The organism is Pseudomonas fakonensis, assembly GCF_019139895.1.
Classification (GTDB): Bacteria; Pseudomonadota; Gammaproteobacteria; order Pseudomonadales; family Pseudomonadaceae; genus Aquipseudomonas; species Aquipseudomonas fakonensis.
The window spans coordinates 4,409,407-4,427,497 of the sequence record NZ_CP077076.1; the positions used below are offsets into that span (position 1 = coordinate 4,409,407).

20 protein-coding genes are annotated in these 18,091 nt (G+C 63.5%); 9 read left to right on the plus strand and 11 right to left on the minus strand.

Going from position 1 to position 18,091, the window contains the following annotated elements:
• Positions 1-15: 15 nt before the first annotated feature.
• The 9 genes from flgG to KSS94_RS19365 all read right to left on the minus strand — a co-directional run bounded on the left by flgG (position 16) and on the right by KSS94_RS19365 (position 7,238).
• Positions 16-801, minus strand: a complete 786-nt coding sequence (gene flgG / locus KSS94_RS19325) for a flagellar basal-body rod protein FlgG (protein ID WP_217839681.1) — start codon at positions 799-801, stop codon at positions 16-18.
• Between the two features lie 47 nt (positions 802-848).
• Positions 849-1,589, minus strand: coding sequence for a flagellar basal body rod protein FlgF (locus KSS94_RS19330; RefSeq protein ID WP_217839682.1), 741 nt, complete (start codon positions 1,587-1,589; stop codon positions 849-851).
• A 285-nt stretch (positions 1,590-1,874) separates the two neighbouring features.
• Entirely contained in the window at positions 1,875-2,060 is a 186-nt protein-coding gene (locus KSS94_RS19335) for a hypothetical protein (RefSeq protein WP_217839683.1), read from the minus strand.
• 72 nt (positions 2,061-2,132) lie between these two features.
• On the minus strand, positions 2,133-3,476 hold the full coding sequence (gene flgE / locus KSS94_RS19340; RefSeq protein ID WP_217839684.1) for a flagellar hook protein FlgE: 1,344 nt from the start codon (positions 3,474-3,476) through the stop codon (positions 2,133-2,135).
• Between the two features lie 32 nt (positions 3,477-3,508).
• Positions 3,509-4,216 carry a flagellar hook assembly protein FlgD gene (flgD, locus tag KSS94_RS19345; RefSeq protein ID WP_217839685.1) on the minus strand — a complete coding sequence of 236 codons (708 nt, stop codon included), beginning with the start codon at positions 4,214-4,216 and terminating at the stop codon, positions 3,509-3,511.
• Positions 4,217-4,231: 15 nt separating this feature from the next.
• Positions 4,232-4,675, minus strand: coding sequence for a flagellar basal body rod protein FlgC (gene flgC, locus KSS94_RS19350; RefSeq protein ID WP_217839686.1), 444 nt, complete (start codon positions 4,673-4,675; stop codon positions 4,232-4,234).
• A 2-nt stretch (positions 4,676-4,677) separates the two neighbouring features.
• A complete protein-coding gene (gene flgB, locus KSS94_RS19355) occupies positions 4,678-5,085 on the minus strand; it encodes a flagellar basal body rod protein FlgB (RefSeq protein ID WP_217839687.1) in 408 nt (135 codons plus the stop codon).
• Positions 5,086-5,431: 346 nt separating this feature from the next.
• A complete protein-coding gene (gene cheR, locus KSS94_RS19360) occupies positions 5,432-6,259 on the minus strand; it encodes a protein-glutamate O-methyltransferase CheR (RefSeq protein WP_217839688.1) in 828 nt (275 codons plus the stop codon).
• A gap of 49 nt (positions 6,260-6,308) precedes the next feature.
• The gene (locus KSS94_RS19365) at positions 6,309-7,238 is read right to left on the minus strand and encodes a chemotaxis protein CheV (protein WP_217839689.1); all 930 of its coding nucleotides are present in this window, start codon (positions 7,236-7,238) and stop codon (positions 6,309-6,311) included.
• 63 nt (positions 7,239-7,301) lie between these two features.
• On the opposite strand from KSS94_RS19365, the gene flgA reads away from it, so the two are divergent.
• The 5 genes from flgA to KSS94_RS19390 all read left to right on the plus strand — a co-directional run bounded on the left by flgA (position 7,302) and on the right by KSS94_RS19390 (position 10,593).
• Positions 7,302-8,051: a flagellar basal body P-ring formation chaperone FlgA gene (gene flgA / locus KSS94_RS19370; protein WP_217839690.1), complete on the plus strand. Its 750-nt coding sequence runs from the start codon at positions 7,302-7,304 to the stop codon at positions 8,049-8,051.
• A 185-nt stretch (positions 8,052-8,236) separates the two neighbouring features.
• Positions 8,237-8,551: a flagellar biosynthesis anti-sigma factor FlgM gene (gene flgM / locus KSS94_RS19375; RefSeq protein ID WP_217839691.1), complete on the plus strand. Its 315-nt coding sequence runs from the start codon at positions 8,237-8,239 to the stop codon at positions 8,549-8,551.
• Positions 8,552-8,599: 48 nt separating this feature from the next.
• Positions 8,600-9,067, plus strand: a complete 468-nt coding sequence (locus KSS94_RS19380) for a flagella synthesis protein FlgN (protein WP_217839692.1) — start codon at positions 8,600-8,602, stop codon at positions 9,065-9,067.
• An 81-nt stretch (positions 9,068-9,148) separates the two neighbouring features.
• On the plus strand, positions 9,149-9,892 hold the full coding sequence (locus tag KSS94_RS19385) for a flagellar brake protein (RefSeq protein WP_217839693.1): 744 nt from the start codon (positions 9,149-9,151) through the stop codon (positions 9,890-9,892).
• Between the two features lie 176 nt (positions 9,893-10,068).
• Positions 10,069-10,593, plus strand: a complete 525-nt coding sequence (locus KSS94_RS19390) for a hypothetical protein (protein ID WP_217839694.1) — start codon at positions 10,069-10,071, stop codon at positions 10,591-10,593.
• 86 nt (positions 10,594-10,679) lie between these two features.
• On the opposite strand, the gene KSS94_RS19395 is transcribed toward KSS94_RS19390, so the two are convergent.
• Complete coding sequence (locus KSS94_RS19395) at positions 10,680-12,017, minus strand: MFS transporter (protein ID WP_217839695.1); 1,338 nt, start codon at positions 12,015-12,017, stop codon at positions 10,680-10,682.
• A 297-nt stretch (positions 12,018-12,314) separates the two neighbouring features.
• Positions 12,315-12,800, minus strand: coding sequence for a Bkd operon transcriptional regulator BkdR (bkdR, locus tag KSS94_RS19400; RefSeq protein ID WP_217839696.1), 486 nt, complete (start codon positions 12,798-12,800; stop codon positions 12,315-12,317).
• A 197-nt stretch (positions 12,801-12,997) separates the two neighbouring features.
• Here bkdR and KSS94_RS19405 point away from each other — a divergent pair, with 197 nt between their 5' ends.
• Genes KSS94_RS19405 through lpdA form a run of 4 tightly spaced genes read left to right on the plus strand, consistent with a single transcriptional unit; the run spans position 12,998 to position 17,941 of the window.
• Positions 12,998-14,230 carry a 3-methyl-2-oxobutanoate dehydrogenase (2-methylpropanoyl-transferring) subunit alpha gene (locus KSS94_RS19405; protein WP_217839697.1) on the plus strand — a complete coding sequence of 411 codons (1,233 nt, stop codon included), beginning with the start codon at positions 12,998-13,000 and terminating at the stop codon, positions 14,228-14,230.
• Between the two features lies 1 nt (position 14,231).
• On the plus strand, positions 14,232-15,290 hold the full coding sequence (locus tag KSS94_RS19410; protein WP_217839698.1) for an alpha-ketoacid dehydrogenase subunit beta: 1,059 nt from the start codon (positions 14,232-14,234) through the stop codon (positions 15,288-15,290).
• Complete coding sequence (locus tag KSS94_RS19415) at positions 15,291-16,559, plus strand: dihydrolipoamide acetyltransferase family protein (RefSeq protein WP_217839699.1); 1,269 nt, start codon at positions 15,291-15,293, stop codon at positions 16,557-16,559. It begins immediately after the preceding gene.
• A 2-nt stretch (positions 16,560-16,561) separates the two neighbouring features.
• Complete coding sequence (gene lpdA, locus KSS94_RS19420; RefSeq protein WP_217839700.1) at positions 16,562-17,941, plus strand: dihydrolipoyl dehydrogenase; 1,380 nt, start codon at positions 16,562-16,564, stop codon at positions 17,939-17,941.
• The last annotated feature ends 150 nt before the right edge of the window (positions 17,942-18,091 follow it).

The window sequence follows — 18,091 nt, forward strand, 5'->3', positions numbered from 1 at the left end:
AACGAGCTTTATGGCTTACAGCTGCTGGGTGACGAACGACAGCATCTGGTCGGCGGTGGAGATGACCTTGGAGTTCATCTCGTAGGCACGCTGGGTGGTGATCATGTTGACCAGCTCTTCCACGGTGCTCACGTTGGAGTTTTCCAGGGTTTGCTGCAGGGTGGTGCCAAAGCCGTTCAGGCCTGGGGTGCCGACTTGCGGCGCGCCGCTGGCGGCGGTTTCCAGGAACAGGTTGTCACCGATGGCCTGCAGGCCGGCCGGGTTGATGAAGTCGGCGGTCTGGATGTTGCCGATGACCTGCGAAGCCGGGTTGCCGGCAACGGTGATCGACACGGTGCCGTCCTGGCCGACGGTGAAGGTCTGGGCGTCGTTCGGCACGACGATCGCAGGCTCCAGGGTGAAACCGTTGGCGGTCACGACCTGGCCGTCGGAGTTCAGGTGGAAGGTGCCGTCACGGGTGTACGAAACGGTGCCGTCCGGCTGCAGTACCTGGAAGAAGCCGCGACCGTTGACGGCCATGTCCAGCGGGTTCTCGGTGGTTTGCAGGCTGCCGGTCTGGAAGTTCTTCTGGGTGCCGACGATGCGCACACCGGTACCGACCTGCAGGCCCGAAGGCAGCTCGCTGTCCTGGGTGGACTGCGCGCCCGGCTGGCGTTTGATCTGGTACAGAAGGTCAGCGAACTCGGCGCGGTCACGCTTGAAACCGGTGGTCGAGACGTTGGCCAGGTTGTTGGAAATGACGGTCAGGTTGGTGTCCTGGGCGGACAGGCCGGTTTTAGCGACCCAAAGAGCCGGAAGCATCAGTATTCTCCTCGTGCGCCTGTTTTACGGCACCCGTTCAAGTGTGGTTAGCCGATTTGCAAAACACGCGCCATGGCTTCATCGCCTTCTTTGGCTGCGTTCATCATTTTCACGTGCAGTTCGAACTGGCGGGACAGGGCCAGCACCGAGGTCATTTCTTCGACGGCGTTGACGTTGCTGCCTTCGAGGAAGCCCGAGACCACGCGCACGTTGACGTCGACAGCAGCGGCCTGGCCATCCTTGGTGTGGATCAGGCCGTCAAGGCCCTTGGTCATGGTCTTGATGTCGGGGTTGACCAGCTTGATGCGGTCGACTTCGGCCATCACCCGCGGGTCTTCACCCATGGAACGGATGCTGATGGTGCCGTCCGAACCCACCTCGACCTTTTGCTCTGGCGGGATGGCAATCGGGCCGCCATTGCCGATCACCGGCATGCCATTGCCGGCACGCAGCACGCCGAGGGCGTCAATGTTCAGGCTGCCGGTGCGCACGTAGGCTTCGCTGCCGTCGGGCGCCTGCACGGCGATGAAGCCCTTGCCGGCCACTGCCACGTCCAGCTCGCGACCGGTCTCGACCATCGGCCCCTCACTGAAATCGGTGGCCGGGCGCTCGGTCATGGCGAAGGCACGCGACGGTAAAACGTCGCCAAATACCGGCATCGAGCGCGCCTGCTCCAGGTCTTTCTGGAAACCATTGGTGGAAACGTTCGCCAGGTTGTTGGCGTGGGCCTTCTGCGCCAGCGCGTTCTGGCTGGCGCCGGTCATGGCCACGTAAAGCATCTTGTCCACAGTCATCCTCCGCTGCACTGGCGAACGCTTGCCGCTCGCCGTTGCTGTGCAGGCTACAAAGCAAGTTCCGAACCAACTTTTGAAATTTATGAAAAAGCCCGTGAATACGGGCCTTTGCGGGATTTTTCAGGGCACCCGGTGCCGGATAACCGGCGCCGGGTTGCCGCTGGTGGCAATAACGCTACCCCCTGCAGGAGCCGGCTTGCCGGCGATAGGGCCGGCAAGCCTGAAAGCAGGCCCGACCTCATCGCCGGCAAGCCGGCTCCTACAGGGGGCGCGCAAGAGCTATGGCTCGCGGCAGCCGGCGTTGGTGTAGGGGCCGGCGAATTTTTTCCAACCCTCCCCCGGTGACCACTGCGAGCACACCAGGCGCCCATCGGCCTGGCTTTCCCAGCGCCACCAGGGCGCGGTGCCGGCCTGGGCCTGGTACAGGCAGAACGCGGCCAGCAATGCCACAAGCAACTTGTTCATCACCTCTCCTGCAAAAACGACGAACCCCTTCACAGGGAAAGGGGTTCGCCGAACACACTCAAGCGCAAAGCATCAGGTCATCTGAATGATGGTCTGCATGATGGTGCTTTCGGTGGAGATGGTCTTGGCGTTGGCCTGGTAGTTGCTCTGCGCCTTGATCAGCTCGACCAACTCTTGAGTCAGGTTGACGTTGGAGGCTTCCAGCGAGTTGGACTCGACACTGCCCAGGGTGCCGGTCTTCGGCGTGTCGATACCCGGGATGCCCGAGGCGAAGGTCTCGGTCCAGCGGGTACCACCGATCTGCTGCAGGCCCTGCTCGTTGGCGAAGTTGGCCAGGGCCACCTGGCCGATGGCGCGCGACTGCTGGTTGCTGAAGCTGGCGAACATCACGCCGGTGGAGTCGATCGACAGGCTCGACAGGATACCAGTGGCGTAACCGTCCTGGGACTGCGACATCCGCGCAGTCTCTTCGTTGAAGGAGGTAGTGCTGTTCATCGACAGGCGCATGCCACCGGCAGCGGCTGCGGAACCGTTGGAGGCCCAGTTGCCCGACGCATCCTTGGCGGCCGGGATCCAGCCGTTGAGGGTGAAGGTGTTGTTGGTCACGGTCCAGGCGGTCGGCGGGGTGACTGCCTGGGCAGCCATCGACGCCACGGTACCGTCGGAATTGAACGTGATATTACCTTGCAGCGGAGTGGTGCTGGTCGGGTCGAGCGGGTTGCGGCCGTCGATCAGGGTGTACATGGTCCACTGGTTCGTACCGGTCTTGCGGTAGAACTGCTCCATGGTGTGCTCGTTACCCTGGCTGTCGTACACCTTGGTCGGGAACGACTTGGTGTAGGTAGTATCGTCCGCAGGGTCGAAGGCAACCTCGCCGGCCAATGGCGGCGTGGCGGTCGGCAGCGGGATGATATCGGCCTCGGAGTTCAGGTTGATGCCCTGGTCGATCAGGGTGGTGGCCTTGGGCGCCAGCGCCGAGGTGTCGATCTTCAGGTCGGTCAACACGCCTTTCTTGATGTTGCCGTTCTCATCGGCGGCATAGCCTTGCAGGCGCAGGCCGTCCGAGGTGACCACGTAGTTGTCCTTGCTGTTCTGGAAGGCACCGGCACGGGTGTACACCTGCGCGCCGTTGTCGGACAGGATGAAGAAGCCCTGGCCCTGGATGCCCATGTCCAGCACGTTGCCGGTGTTGTTGACGTCGCCCTGGCTGAACTGCTGGGAGATCGCCGCCAGGCGCACACCGTTACCAACCTGGTTCTTGCCAACGCCCAGGCGGTTGGCACCGGCGTATACGTCGGCGAACTCGGCACGGGAGGATTTGAAGCCGGTGGTGGCGACGTTGGCAATGTTGTTGCCGGTGACGTCGAGTTGCTTGCTGGCTGCGTACAGACCGCTAAGGCCGATATTGAAAGACATGGTGTAGCTCCTTTTGTGCCGTTCTGTCGGCCTTAGATACCGATGGTTTGTACGTCGGACAGGGAAACCTTGCCCACGCCTGCGAGGTTGAGAACCATCTCGCCGGTGGTGTTGAAGCTGACGCTGGTGACCTTGGCCGGCAGCAGGGTGTTCATCTGCACCGACTGGCCGTTCACCGTGGTGGTGGCGGTGAAGGTGTAGGTGCCCGGGTCGACCTTCTCGCCCTTGGAGTTGGTGCCATCCCAGATGAAGTCGGCATAACCGGCAGCCTGCGAGCCCAGCTCGATGGTCTTGACCGCGTTGCCGTCCTTGTCGGTGATGGTGATCTTCGCTTCGCTGATGGACTGCGGCACGACGAACTGGCCATTGAAGCTGGCAGTGGTGTCGACCACCGCCTTGTCGTTCTGCACGATCACCGAACGGCCGACCAGCGACGAAGCCTGCAGGGCTTGCGACGATGCCATGGCACTGGTGATGTTGCTGACCGACTCGTTCAGCGAGGTAATGCCTTCAAGGCTGCTGAACTGCGCCAGCTGGGCGACGAACTCGCTGTTGTCCTGCGGGTCCAGCGGGTTCTGGTGCTGCATCTGGGTGACCAGCAGCTGCAGGAACGCATCCTTGCCCAGGGTGTTGCTGCCGGTTGCGGAGCTGGTCAGCGATTTGTTGGTCGTGCTGGTGCTGACGCCGGAATTGGCGATGACATCGTTAAGATTGACGCCGCCAGTGGTATCGATTGCCATGGTCCGGATTCCTTATCACTGACCCAGGGTCAGCACTTTCTGCATCATGGTCTTGGCGGTGTTCATCAGCTCGGCGTTGGTCTGGAACGCACGGCTGGCGGAGATCATGTCGGCCATCTCCTCGACCACGTTGACGTTGGGGTAGTAGACGTAGCCGTCCTTGTTCGCCGCCGGGTGGTTAGGCTCGTAGCGGGCTTCGAGGTTGCTCTGGTCCTCGACGATGCCGCTGACCTGCACGCCCTGCCCTGCTTCGCCCTGGTCCTGGAACAGCGACTGGCTGACGCCGTTTTGCGCGTTCTGGAAGGTGGTGGCGAACACCGGGTGGCGGGCACGGTAGGTCTGGTCGATGCTCGACGAGACGGTCTCGGCGTTGGCGATGTTGGAGGCGACGGTGTTGAGGCGGGTGTTCTGCGCGCTCATGCCGCTGCCGGCGATGTTGAAAACACTGGAAAGGGACATGGTTACTCTCCGCGCAGGGCCGATACCAGCCCTTTGAATTTACTGTTGAGCAGGGTGAAGCTGGCCTGGAAGCCGATGGCGTTTTCGGTGTAGTTCGATTGCTCGATCTGCGCGTCAACGGTGTTCTGGTCGATCGACGGCTGGGTCGGGGTGCGGTACTGCAGGGTGTCGTCGGCCATGGCCAGGCCTTCGGCCTCGATGTGCCGGGTGTTGGTGCGGTCCAGCGCAATGCGGCCCTTCTGCTGCTTGTCGGCTTCGGCGGCGAGCACCGACGAGAAGTCCATGTCACGCGCCTTGTAGTTGGGCGTGTCGGCGTTGGCGATGTTGTTGGCCAGCACCTCGGCGCGCTGGGCGCGGAAGCCCAATGCCTTTTCGTGGATACCAAGCGCTTTGTCGAAGCTGATGCTCATGTCGGGGAAACCTTCAAAGGTTGACCGGAATTTCGTTGGCAAAGCTTTAGCAAGGGCTGTGCCAGTTTTACCGAAGCCCGGATTCACTGGGCTGCGCCAGTACTTTGCCGATTGTGCCTGCCAGAAAAGCGGCAAGGCGGTTCCGCCCGATGGCAGGCAAGCGGCAATTGCCGGGCGGCAAAAGCGGCAAAACAAAAAATTGACGTCAGGGTTTGCCGCCTTGCGGGGAAGGCAACAGCGTTGTTCTGGCTGTGCCGGCCTCATCGCCGGCAAGCCGACTCCTACAGGGGCAACGAAAAAGGCCGGCATCTCGCGATACCGGCCTTTTTTCGTTGCCCCACCTGCCTTACTTGGCCTGGTAGATGATCCCCGGGCTGCACTGGACCATCTGGTAGTGGTCCGGCAGGCCGTTGAGCGCCTCGGAGGCGCCAAGGAACAGGTAGCCGCCCGGCTTGAGGGTGCTGTGGATGCGCATGAGGATGTCCTTCTTGACCTGGGCCGAGAAGTAGATCAGCACGTTGCGGCAGAACACGATGTCGAACTTGCCCAGCGCGGCATAGCTTTCGAGCAGGTTGAACGAACGGAATTCGACGCGGCTGCGGATCGGCGCCTTGACCGCCCAGCGCCCCGGCCCCTTGGGGTCGAAGTAGCGCTGCAGGCGCTCCTGGGACAGCCCGCGGGCGATGGCCAGGCTGTCGTATTCGCCGGTCTTGCAGTTGGTCAGCATGGCACCGGACAAGTCGGTGGCGACGATCTGCGCGCCCATCTTCAGCTGGCCGAGGTTGGTACGCTCGAACTCGTCGATGGCCATGGAGATGGAGTACGGCTCCTGACCAGAGGAGCAGGCCGCCGACCAGATGCGCAGGCGCTGGCCCGGGTTGCCCTTGATGAACTCGGGGATAACCTTGCTCTTGAGCACCTCGAAGGGGTAGGTGTCGCGAAACCATAGGGTTTCGTTGGTGGTCATGGCATCGACCACCTGCTCGCGCAGGCCGCTGCGCGGCTGGGTCTGGATGCGCTGCACCAGCTCGCCCAGCGACTTGATGCCCTGTTGCTCCATCAGCTTGTTGAGACGGCTGGAGACCAGGTACTGCTTATTCTCGCCCAGCAGGATGCCACAGGCTTTTTCCAGGAAGACCCGGAACTGTTCGAAATCCAAATTACCCGTAGACAAAGCTGCCGCCTCTCTCAAATCGCTAGCGCCGGGGCGGGCCCCGGCTGTTTCAATGGGTTGCCTTGATCCGGTCGACAACGCGCTGGGCGAGGTCGTCCGGCCTGAACTTGGCCAGGAAGTCATCAGCCCCGACCTTCTTGACCATCGCCTGGTTGAACACTCCGGACAACGAAGTATGCAGGCAGATGTGCAGCTTTTGCATGCGCGGGTCGTTGCGAATCTCTGATGTGAGGGTATAGCCATCCATCTCCGGCATTTCAATGTCGGAAATCATCATGAGGAATTCGTCCTCCGGCCGCTTACCCTCATCGACCAGCTTGCGCAGGTAATCCAGCGCCTGACGGCCGTCGTTCAGCGCCACCACTTCGACCCCGACGGTCTGCAGGCAGCGGCTGACCTGCTTGCGCGCCACCGACGAATCATCGACCGTCAACACCCGCAGCGACACCGCCTTGACCGCCACTTCCTCGTCGACCACACCGGCCGACACCTGCTGTGACGACGGCGAAACCTCGGCGAGCACTTTTTCCACGTCGATAATTTCAACCATGCGGTTGTCGACCCGGGTCACCGCCGTCAGGTAGTGATCGCGCCCGGTGCCCTTGGGTGGCGGGTGGATCTCTTCCCAGTTCATGTTGACGATGCGCTCCACCGAGTGCACCAAAAAGCCCTGGGTCTTGGTGTTGTACTCGGTAATGATCACGAAACTGTTACGGGTCTCTTCCTGCAGCCCCGGCAGCCCGGTGGCCATCGACAGGTCGAGGATCGGGATGGTCGCTCCGCGAATGTTGGCCACGCCGCGCACCACCGGGTGAGCCTTGGGCAGCAGCGTCAGCACCGGGCACTGCAGCACTTCCCGGACCTTGAACACATTGATGCCGTAGAGCTGCTCGCCATTGAGGCGGAACAACAGCAGCTCCAGGCGATTCTGCCCCACCAGCTGTGTGCGCTGGTTGACCGAATCCATCACTCCAGCCATGCCGGACTCCTTCAACGATTGCCTGCGTACCAAGTCGGCACGGGCTTTGCTTTTTTGAGCACCATGTACACGAAAACGACATTTTCCCGACGACTGACGCGCTTGCTGACTGGCACGCTGGCCGCCCTGTGCTTCATGGCACCCGGCGTTCGCACGCAGGCAGACGCGTTCACCTTGCCTGAACAGCTTATCGGTGTCACCCAAGGGTTTCTTGAATTCACCGTGGAAGACTACCTGGCCACCACCCAGACCGAAGGCCGCTACGAGATCCAGGTCAACAACCTCGACCCACGCCTGCGCATGCCACTGTGCAGCCAGCAACTTGACGCTTCGCTGGAAAGCCCGACACCGCTGGGCCGGGTAACGGTAAAGATACGCTGCGATGGCGCTGCCCCCTGGACCGTGTTCGTACCGGCCCAGGTGCGCCTGCTGCGCAACGTGGTGGTGATGACCCGCCCGCTCAAGCGCGAGAGCATGGTCGACGAAGGCGATGTAGCGCTGCGCGAACGTGATGTCGGCACGCTTGGCCCCGGCTACCTGACGCAGCTGGACCAGGCGGTCGGCATGAAACTTGTAAGGCCAGTGGTGCTTGACCAGGTTTTGACGCAGGTGCAACTGGAACAGGCCGAGGTGATACGCAAGGGCGACCACGTCGTGATCATCGCCCGCAGCGGCAGCCTCAGCGTGCGCATGCCGGGCGAGGCGTTGAGCAAAGGCGGCATGCAGGAACAGATACGGGTACGCAACCTGAATTCCAAACGCGTGGTCAAGGCACGGGTAACTGGCCCAGGCCAGGTAGAGGTAGCCATGTAACACAAGCCCGGCAACGGGTTATCGACAAACGACAGAAGACTGGCGGTAAGGAACCGCGCCCCCTAAACTGTGTCGGAAATCGGGTCACGCAGGCCTGCTGACGGGCGGCAATGCATTTGCGCCTAAAGTTTGTTTCGGGTTGGCCGAAAACAAGGCATGCGTCCAAATACCCAGAGGTTCTGATCATGGTCATCGACTTCAGTCGTTTGAATAATTCTCCGTCCGTTACGGGCGGCGCTCGCGGCACCGCAGCTTCCGGCAACACCGAAAAAGCCGGTGAAGCCAGCCAAGCCCCGGCGCGCAGCAATGCCAGCGGAGAAACGGTACACCTGAGCCAAGAGGCACAGCAGTTGCAAAAGATCAGCGACAAGCTGCGCGACCAGCCTACCGTCAACAGCGCCCGCGTGGCCGAGTTGAAGCAGGCGATCGCAGATGGCAGCTACCAGGTCGATGCCGGCCGGGTCGCCAGCAAACTGCTTGATTTCGAAGCGCAGCGCTAACCTTTCGGCGCGCTGACTTCTAGGACGCAACAACCCCAAGAGTTAGCCATGCACGACATCACCCTGCTGCAACTGATCGAAGACGACATCGCCCCGACGCAGGAACTGCTCGAGCTCCTGGAACAGGAAGCACTCGCCCTGCACGGCCGCGACATGCCAATGCTGGAACATATCCTGGCACGCAAGCAGTCGTTGATCGTGTTGCTCGAACAGCAGGGGCAGCGGCGCAGGCTGCTGCTGACCGGCCAGGGCCTGAGCCCAGACCGCGCCGGCGTGCAGGTAATGGCTGCACAGTCGCCCAACGGCGAACTTCTTTTGCAGCAGCTCGATGTGCTCAGCCAGTTGCTCGATACCTGCCAGAAGGTCAACGAGACCAATGGCCGGATCATCCAGATGCAGCAACACACCACGGCCAACCAGATCAGAATCCTCCACGGCGGCGATTCCCCGTCGCTGTACGACAGCCGTGGCACCACCTCACCGATGGCCAAGCCCCGGGCGCTCAGCCAAGTGTGATTGTCTATATTCAAGGCACGGAACATACTGGCAAAATGCCTTTACTTGCGTGTGTCGTTTTTGCCTGGAGATTGAAAACCCGTGTTCAATGAAACCGATGCCCCCCAGCCACCAAAGGTGCTCAGTACCCCTTTGGAGATTGCGGCCAACCTGCGCCAGCTGCTGGAGAGCCACGACCCGCTGATCATCAGCTTCCCTGAGCGCAGCCAGCGGTTCCAGAGCTATGTGGTGCACGTCGACCGCGACACCGGTGTAGTCGCCCTGGACGAAATGATCCCCCGCGACGGCGAGAAGTTCATCGAGAACGGCGAGCCGTTCCGTGTCGAAGGTTTTCACGACGGCGTGCGCATCGCCTGGGAATGCAACACCCCGCTGACCATCAGCGAAATCGACGGCCACCGCTGCTACCGTGGCCCGCTGCCCGAAGAAGTCACCTACCACCAGCGCCGCAATGCCTTCCGCGCCGCGCTGAAGCTGTCGCAGCTGGTCGATGTGATCCTCGACGGCACCTACCTCAAGGGCAATGGCGCGCTGCGCGGCAAACTGCTGGATATTTCTGCCACCGGCTGCAAATTGCGCTTCGAGGGCAACGTCGAAGACCGCCTGCAACTGGGCCAGGTGTACGAGCGCTTCAAGGCAGGCGCCCCACTCGGCCTGGCCGACACCATGGTCGAGCTGCGCCATCTGCACTATGAAGAGCGCATCAACACCACTTTCGCCGGCATCCGCTTCCATAACCTGAGCGGCCAGGCGCAGCGCAAGATCGAAGGGTTCGTGTACCAACTGCAGCGCGAGGCGCGGCGGTTCGACAAAGACGACTATTGATCGCAAGCCAGATTCACCAACGCCACCCTCGGGTGGCGTTTTCATTGTTGCCCCGACACCACTACCGCCCCCCCAACCAGCGCTACTGCAACCCTTCCAGCTGCCCGCCCTACCCCGCCCAAGCTTAGGTTTGACCGTCGCTCCCACGAGGAGCCCTGCCGCAAACCGGAGCCAGCATGATCAATACCCATTTCACCGCCGAGTTGCATTGCAAGTATGGCCAGATCGGGGTCACCCAATACCCCCATGCCTGGGCTGCAGACCTTCCTGCCAAATATGATGGCTGGCTACGCCCTGAGCACAGGGGCGCACACGGGTTCAGGCCCGTCGAGTTCAACTTCCAGTTCATCAAACAGACCGACCGCCATATCTACACCATCACAGCCACTGGTGACTGGGCCTACGCCGGCGCCCGGCTGGAAAAAAGTAAAAATGACTGGTTGGGGCTCTACAGCACCCATGTAGTCGGGCGCGTCATCGACTGGGCCACCTTCGGCCCCCTGTCAGCAGCTGAGTGGAAAATCGAGCCCCTGCAACGCTGGGATGGCGAACCAGGGTCCATCAGCGAGGTGAGCTTTCACCTTCGGGATGCAGATGGCCACCGGGTAGCCCTGATCAATGAGCGCGGGTATTACATGAATGCAGGAGAGACACCGGGGGAAATCCTGACATTCACCTTGGGCAACGTTCGCCTGCGCTAAACAGGCAGTCAGCGCCCTGCAGATGATCTTGAGCTCTGCTCAATGGGCAAAGCCTGTGGAGCAGAGCGCGAACATTCAGCCCCCCCTTACACAGGGCGCTCCACCTCCGCCCCAGCCTGCCGAGCCTGGGCGGTGGCAGGTTCTTCCTCGGTATCTTCCGCCGCCACCGGCGCCTGCATCACCTCCTGCACGGTCTGCTCGTCGACCCGCGGGTCAAGCGCCGCCGACAAGGGCGAGCCGGCCGCCGGCATGGCCACGTGGCCCAGAGGGGCATCCTGCACCTGGTGCAGGCCGGTGACCGCCTGGGGCCGGATGCGCCACACCAGCACCAGGGCGAAGAACAGGAAGAAGGCATAGAGCATCTGCGGCCCCAGCAGCTTCATCAGCACACCCGCTGCCAGCGGCCCGATACAGGCGCCCACACCGTAGGTGACCAGCAGCATGGCAGTCAGCGAGACGCGCCGCTCGCTCTCCACGTGGTCGTTGGAGAACGCCACCGCCAGCGGATACAGGCAGAACTGCAACAGCGAGATAACGAAGCCGATGCCGAACAGCAGTTCCAGCGGCACCCCCGGCAGAATCGCCAGTGGCGCCGAAGCCAGCGCCAGGCCGATGGCCACGCTGCGGATCAGCACCGCCCGGTCGTAGCGGTCGGACAACCAGCCCAGCGGCCACTGCACCAGCAGGCCGGCAAAGATGCAGCTACCCATGAACAGGCCGATCTGCTCGGTGGTCAGGCCCTGGTTGGCCGCATACAACGGCGCCAGGCCGTAGAACGAGCCAACGATCAGCCCCGAGCCAAGCACCGTGGACAGCGACTGCGGCACGCGCTTGATGAAGAACTTCGGCTCCATCGGCGCCGGGCGCAAGGGTGCGGGGTGAATGCGCCGGGTCATGGCCACCGGCACCAGGCACAGGGCGAAGCACATGGCCACCAACATGAGCAGCTCCGGGCCCAGCTGCGGGTGTACCACCAGGATCAGCTGGCCCAGCACCAGGCCCAGGTAGGAGGCGATCATATAGCCGCTGAACACCGCGCCGCGGTGTTTGGCATCGGCCTGTTCGTTGAGCCAGCTTTCGATGACCATGTACTGGCACATCATGCCCAGGCCAACGATCATCCGCAGGCCGATCCACACCGGCAGCCAGCTGGTCAGGCCATGCCCGAGCACCGCCGCCCCGACGATACCGGCGCAGGTGGCATAGGCGCGGATGTGCCCGACCCGGCCGATCAACCGGTGGCCGACCTTGCCCCCCACGGCTAGGCCAAAATAGTTGGCCGCCATCAGCGCACCGACCCACAGGCTGTCGACATGCTCGGCAGCCAGGCGCAGGGCCAGGTAAGTGCTGAGCAGGCCAGAGCCGATCAGCATCATCAGGGCGGCGAAATACAACGACTGAAACGGCTTCCAGATATTGCGCATACGTCCCGTAAAGCTCCCTGGTCAGGTGGCGGCGGTGCAAGCAAGCATAAGGGCAAAGCTCTCCCGGCGCAGGCCCCGGCTGCGGAAATTTACACCGGCGACGCACCTGGCACAGGTTACGTCGCGCACAGGCCAAGCGGCCCTTGCTGGTCTACCCCCGGGACAGGCGCCGAACCTGTAGGAGCAGGCTTGCCTGCGATGAGACCCTGGGCAGTCACAGCAAGCCCGTATTAAACATTTGCAGGCCCGGCCCTATCGCCGGCAAGCCGGCTCCTACAGGGTGATCAGCAGATCCCATTACTCGCGCAGGGTCATGCCATTGGCCGGCAGCGGCAGCGCGGTCTTGTAGCGCACCTGCTTGAGGGCAAAGCTGGAGCGGATGTTGGCCACCCCGGGCAGGCGGGTCAGGTAATCGAGAAAACGCTCCAGCGCCTGGATGCTTGGCAGCAGCACCCGCAGCAAGTAGTCCGGGTCGCCGGTCATCAGGTAGCACTCCATCACCTCGGGGCGCACGGCGATTTCTTCTTCGAAGCGGTGCAGCGACTCCTCCACCTGCTTTTCCAGGCTGACATGGATGAACACGTTGACATCCAGCCCCAACACCTCAGGCGACAGCAGCGTGACCTGCTGGCGGATCACCCCCAGCTCTTCCATGGCCTTGACCCGGTTGAAACACGGCGTGGGCGACAGGTTCACCGAGCGGGCAAGCTCGGCGTTGGTGATGCGGGCGTTTTCCTGCAGGCTGTTGAGGATGCCGATATCGGTGCGATCCAGTTTGCGCATGAGACAGATTCACCTGGTTTTTGTGTTTGTACGGAATGTTTATCTCCCCGCTCGGGCAAAGGCAATGAACATGAGAGAAAAATTCTCCGCCCGGCCCCCTATCATGTAACTGACGCTGACCTGCCAGTCACAAGCCGGCACTCAGCGGCGGCCGCTTCAGAGCTCACAAAAACAACATCCGAGCGAGCGTAAAAAGCATGAACGAGTACGCCCCCCTGCGTTTGCATGTGCCCGAGCCTACCGGCCGGCCAGGCTGCCAGACCGATTTCTCCTACCTGCGCCTGAACGACGCAGGTTCTGTCCGCAAACCCCCGATCGACGTCGAACCCGCCGACACCGCCGACCTGTCCGGCAGCCTCGTGCGGGTGCTCGATGCACACGGCGACGCCCTTGGCCCATGGGCTGAGGGCATCGACCCGCAGGTGCTGCGCCAGGGCATGCGCGCCATGCTCAAGACGCGCATCTTCGACAGCCGCATGGTGGTTGCCCAGCGCCAGAAGAAAATGTCCTTCTACATGCAGAGCCTGGGCGAGGAAGCCATCGGCAGCGCCCAGGCACTGGCGCTCAACCGCAGCGACATGTGCTTCCCCACCTACCGCCAGCAAAGCATCCTGATGGCCCGCGACGTGTCGCTGGTGGAGATGATCTGCCAGCTGCTGTCCAACGAGCGCGACCCGCTCAAGGGCCGCCAGCTACCCATCATGTACTCGGTGCGCGAGGCCGGCTTCTTCACCATCAGCGGCAACCTGGCCACCCAGTTCGTGCAGGCGGTGGGTTGGGCCATGGCCTCGGCGATCAAGGGCGACACCAAGATCGCTTCGGCCTGGATCGGCGACGGCGCCACTGCCGAGTCGGACTTCCACACCGCGCTGACCTTCGCCCACGTGTACCGCGCCCCGGTAATCCTCAACGTGGTCAACAACCAGTGGGCGATTTCCACCTTCCAGGCCATTGCCGGTGGTGAGCAGACCACCTTCGCCGGCCGTGGCGTAGGCTGCGGCATCGCCTCGCTGCGGGTCGACGGCAACGACTTCGTGGCGGTGTACGCCGCCTCGCGCTGGGCTGCCGAGCGCGCCCGCCGTGGCCTGGGCCCGACCCTGATCGAGTGGGTCACCTACCGCGCCGGCCCCCACTCCACCTCGGACGACCCGTCCAAGTACCGCCCCGCCGATGACTGGAGCCACTTCCCGCTGGGCGACCCGATCGCCCGCCTGAAGCAGCACCTGATCAAGATCGGCCACTGGTCCGAGGACGAACACCAGGCCACCACCGCCGAGTTCGAAGCCGCAGTCATCGCCGCGCAAAAAGAAGCGGAGCAGTACGGCACCCTGGCCAACGGCCACATCCCCAGCGCCGCCTCGATGTTCGAGGACGTGTACAAGGAAATGCCCGATCACCTGCGCCGTCAGCGCCAGCAACTGGGGGTCTGACATGAACGATCACAACAACAGCATCAACCCGGAAACCGCCATGGCCACCAGTACCCTGACCATGATCCAGGCCCTGCGCTCGGCCATGGACGTGATGCTCGAGCGCGACGACAACGTGGTGGTCTATGGCCAGGACGTGGGCTACTTCGGCGGTGTGTTTCGCTGCACCGAGGGCCTGCAGGCCAAGTACGGCAAGTCACGGGTATTCGACGCACCGATTTCCGAAAGCGGCATCGTCGGCACCGCCGTGGGCATGGGCGCCTACGGCCTGCGCCCGGTAGTAGAGATTCAGTTCGCCGACTACTTCTACCCCGCCTCCGACCAGATCGTTTCGGAGATGGCCCGCCTGCGCTACCGCTCGGCCGGCGAGTTCATCTCGCCGCTGACCCTGCGCATGCCCTGCGGCGGCGGCATCTACGGTGGCCAGACCCACAGCCAGAGCCCGGAAGCGATGTTCACCCAGGTATGCGGCCTGCGCACGGTCATGCCGTCCAACCCGTACGACGCCAAGGGCCTGCTGATTGCCTCGATCGAATGCGACGACCCGGTGATCTTCCTCGAGCCCAAGCGCCTGTACAACGGCCCGTTCGACGGCCACCACGACCGCCCTGTCACGCCGTGGTCCAAGCACCCGCAAAGCGCCGTGCCGGACGGCTACTACACAGTACCGCTGGACAAGGCAGCGATCACCCGCCCGGGCAACGATGTCACCGTGCTGACCTATGGCACCACGGTCTACGTAGCCCAGGTGGCCGCCGAAGAGAGCGGCGTCGACGCCGAGGTCATCGACCTGCGCAGCCTGTGGCCGCTGGACCTGGAGACCATCGTCGAGTCGGTGAAGAGGACCGGCCGCTGCGTGGTCGTGCATGAAGCCACCCGCACCTGCGGCTTTGGTGCCGAACTGGTGGCGCTGGTGCAGGAGCACTGCTTCCACCACCTGGAGGCGCCGATCGAGCGTGTCACCGGCTGGGACACCCCCTACCCCCACGCACAGGAATGGGCCTACTTCCCCGGCCCTTCGCGGGTAGGTGCGGCATTGAAACGGGTCATGGAGGTCTGAATGGGCACGCACGTCATCAAGATGCCGGACATCGGCGAAGGCATCGCGCAGGTCGAGTTGGTGGAATGGTTCGTCAAGGTCGGTGATGTCATCAGCGAAGACCAGGTAGTGGCCGATGTCATGACCGACAAGGCCACGGTGGAAATCCCCTCGCCGGTCAGCGGCAAGGTTCTGGCGCTCGGCGGCCAGCCGGGCGAAGTCATGGCGGTGGGCAGCGAGCTGATCCGCATCGAGGTAGAAGGCAGCGGCAACCATGTCGACACGCCCCAGGCCAAGCCGGTAGAGCCGGCGCCGGTGCAGGCACAAGCCCCGGCACGCGCTGAGCCCCCCGCACAAACAGCCCCGCAGGCCGCCAGTTGCCGCGCCGCCGCGCCCATCGTACCGCGCGAGGCAGGCACCAAGCCGCTGGCCTCCCCCGCCGTGCGCAAGCGCGCGCTGGATGCCGGCATCGAGCTGCGCTACGTGCACGGCAGCGGCCCGGCCGGGCGCATCCTGCATGAAGACCTCGACGCCTTCATCAGCAAACCGCACAGCAGCGCCGGGCAGGCCCCGGGCGGCTATGCCAAGCGCAGCGACAGCGAGCAGGTGCCGGTGATCGGCCTGCGCCGCAAGATTGCCCAGCGCATGCAGGACGCCAAGCGCCGCGTGGCGCACTTCAGCTACGTCGAGGAAATCGACGTGACCGCGCTGGAAGCCCTGCGCCAGCAGCTTAACGCCAAGCATGGCGAAAGCCGCGGCAAGCTGACGCTGCTGCCGTTTCTGGTGCGCGCCATGGTGGTCGCCCTGCGCGACTTCCCGCAGATCAACGCCACCTATGACGACGAAGCCCAGGTCATCACCCGCCATGGTGCGGTGCATGTGGGCATCGCTACCCAGGGCGACAACGGCCTGATGGTGCCGGTGCTGCGCCATGCCGAGGCCGGCAGCCTGTGGGGCAACGCCAGCGAGATCGCCCGGGTGGCCAATGCTGCGCGCAACAACAAGGCCAGCCGCGAAGAACTGACCGGCTCGACCATCACCCTGACCAGCCTCGGCGCACTGGGCGGTATCGTCAGCACACCGGTAGTCAACACCCCGGAAGTGGCCATCGTCGGCGTCAACCGCATGGTCGAGCGCCCGGTGGTGGTCGATGGCCAGATCGTCGTGCGCAAGATGATGAACCTGTCCAGCTCGTTCGATCACCGGGTGGTCGACGGCATGGATGCCGCGCTGTTCATCCAGGCCGTGCGCGGCCTGCTGGAACAACCTGCCTGCCTGTTCGTGGAGTGACCATGCAACCGATTATCGACACCACCCTGCTGATCATCGGCGGCGGCCCCGGCGGTTACGTGGCGGCCATCCGTGCCGGGCAGCTGGGCATCCCCACCGTGTTGGTGGAGGGCCAGGCCCTCGGCGGCACCTGCCTGAACATCGGCTGCATCCCGTCCAAGGCGCTGATTCACGTGGCCGAGCAGTTCCACCAGGCCAGCCGCTTCAGCGAGCCTTCGCCGCTGGGCATCAGCGTGTCCTCGCCGCGCCTGGACATCGGCCGCAGCGTGGAGTGGAAAGACGGCATTGTCGACCGCCTCACCAGCGGCGTGGCGGCCCTGCTGAAAAAGCACGGCGTGCAGGTGATCCATGGCTGGGCGAAGATCCTCGACGGCAAGCATGTCGAGGTGGACGGCCAGCGTATCCAGTGCGAACACCTGTTGCTGGCCACCGGTTCCAGCAGCGTCGAACTGCCGATGCTGCCCATCGGCGGGCCCATCATCTGCTCCACCGAAGCCCTGGCGCCAAAAGCGCTGCCCCGCCACCTAGTGGTGGTGGGCGGCGGCTATATCGGCCTGGAGTTGGGCATTGCCTACCGCAAGCTGGGCGCGCAGGTCAGCGTGGTGGAAGCGCGCGAGCGCATTCTGCCCACCTACGACGCCGAACTGACCGCACCGGTAACTGACTCACTGAAAAAGCTGGGCATCGCCCTGCACCTGGGCCACAGCGTCGAGGGCTATGCCGAAGGCTGCCTGCTGGCACGCGACACTGAAGGCAACGAACTGCGCCTGGAGGCCGACCAGGTGCTGGTGGCCGTTGGCCGCCGGCCGCGTACCCAGGGCTTTGGCCTGGAAAGCCTGGCGCTGAAGATGAACGGCGCCGCCATCGCCATCGACGAACGCTGCCAGACCAGCATGCGCAATGTGTGGGCCATTGGCGATGTGGCCGGCGAGCCGATGCTGGCGCACCGGGCCATGGCCCAGGGCGAGATGGTCGCCGAAATCATCGCCGGCAAGGCGCGGCGCTTCGAGCCCAGCGCAATCGCTGCGGTGTGCTTCACCGACCCGGAGGTGGTGGTGGTGGGCATGACGCCCGAACAGGCCGGCCAGCAAGGCGTGGACTGCATCGTCGCGCAGTTCCCCTTTGCGGCCAACGGCCGGGCCATGAGCCTTGAGTCGAAGAGCGGTTTCGTACGGGTGGTGGCACGGCGTGACAACCACCTGATCCTTGGCTGGCAGGCGGTGGGGGTTGCGGTGTCGGAGCTGTCCACGGCGTTCGCCCAGTCGCTGGAGATGGGCGCGCGGCTGGAAGATGTGGCCGGTACCATCCATGCCCACCCGACCCTGGGTGAGGCGGTGCAGGAAGCGGCACTGCGGGCGCTGGGGCATGCGTTGCATATCTAGTGTCCTGTCTCGGAAATACGTTCTCTTTTGGCGAGTGGCTTGGGTGCCCGGCCAAGGCGCCGCGACGAGTCATAGCAGGGCTATGGCGAGGAGTGGCAACGCAGGCCGGGCGCCCAAGACGCCGCCAAAAGTGAACAGCTTATTATCGAG

Bases quoted from the DNA above. Each gene is read 5' to 3' on its own strand.
- flgG (WP_217839681.1), bottom strand. From the start codon at position 801: ATGCTTCCGGCTCTTTGGGTCGCTAAAACCGGCCTGTCCGCCCAGGAC.
- KSS94_RS19335 (WP_217839683.1), bottom strand. From the start codon at position 2,060: ATGAACAAGTTGCTTGTGGCATTGCTGGCCGCGTTCTGCCTGTACCAG.
- flgE (WP_217839684.1), bottom strand. From the start codon at position 3,476: ATGTCTTTCAATATCGGCCTTAGCGGTCTGTACGCAGCCAGCAAGCAA.
- flgD (WP_217839685.1), bottom strand. From the start codon at position 4,216: ATGGCAATCGATACCACTGGCGGCGTCAATCTTAACGATGTCATCGCC.
- flgC (WP_217839686.1), bottom strand. From the start codon at position 4,675: ATGTCCCTTTCCAGTGTTTTCAACATCGCCGGCAGCGGCATGAGCGCG.
- flgB (WP_217839687.1), bottom strand. From the start codon at position 5,085: ATGAGCATCAGCTTCGACAAAGCGCTTGGTATCCACGAAAAGGCATTG.
- KSS94_RS19365 (WP_217839689.1), bottom strand. From the start codon at position 7,238: ATGGCTGGAGTGATGGATTCGGTCAACCAGCGCACACAGCTGGTGGGG.
- flgA (WP_217839690.1), top strand. From the start codon at position 7,302: ATGTACACGAAAACGACATTTTCCCGACGACTGACGCGCTTGCTGACT.
- flgM (WP_217839691.1), top strand. From the start codon at position 8,237: ATGGTCATCGACTTCAGTCGTTTGAATAATTCTCCGTCCGTTACGGGC.
- KSS94_RS19380 (WP_217839692.1), top strand. From the start codon at position 8,600: ATGCACGACATCACCCTGCTGCAACTGATCGAAGACGACATCGCCCCG.
- KSS94_RS19390 (WP_217839694.1), top strand. From the start codon at position 10,069: ATGATCAATACCCATTTCACCGCCGAGTTGCATTGCAAGTATGGCCAG.
- KSS94_RS19395 (WP_217839695.1), bottom strand. From the start codon at position 12,017: ATGCGCAATATCTGGAAGCCGTTTCAGTCGTTGTATTTCGCCGCCCTG.
- bkdR (WP_217839696.1), bottom strand. From the start codon at position 12,800: ATGCGCAAACTGGATCGCACCGATATCGGCATCCTCAACAGCCTGCAG.
- KSS94_RS19405 (WP_217839697.1), top strand. From the start codon at position 12,998: ATGAACGAGTACGCCCCCCTGCGTTTGCATGTGCCCGAGCCTACCGGC.
- KSS94_RS19410 (WP_217839698.1), top strand. From the start codon at position 14,232: ATGAACGATCACAACAACAGCATCAACCCGGAAACCGCCATGGCCACC.
- KSS94_RS19415 (WP_217839699.1), top strand. From the start codon at position 15,291: ATGGGCACGCACGTCATCAAGATGCCGGACATCGGCGAAGGCATCGCG.
- lpdA (WP_217839700.1), top strand. From the start codon at position 16,562: ATGCAACCGATTATCGACACCACCCTGCTGATCATCGGCGGCGGCCCC.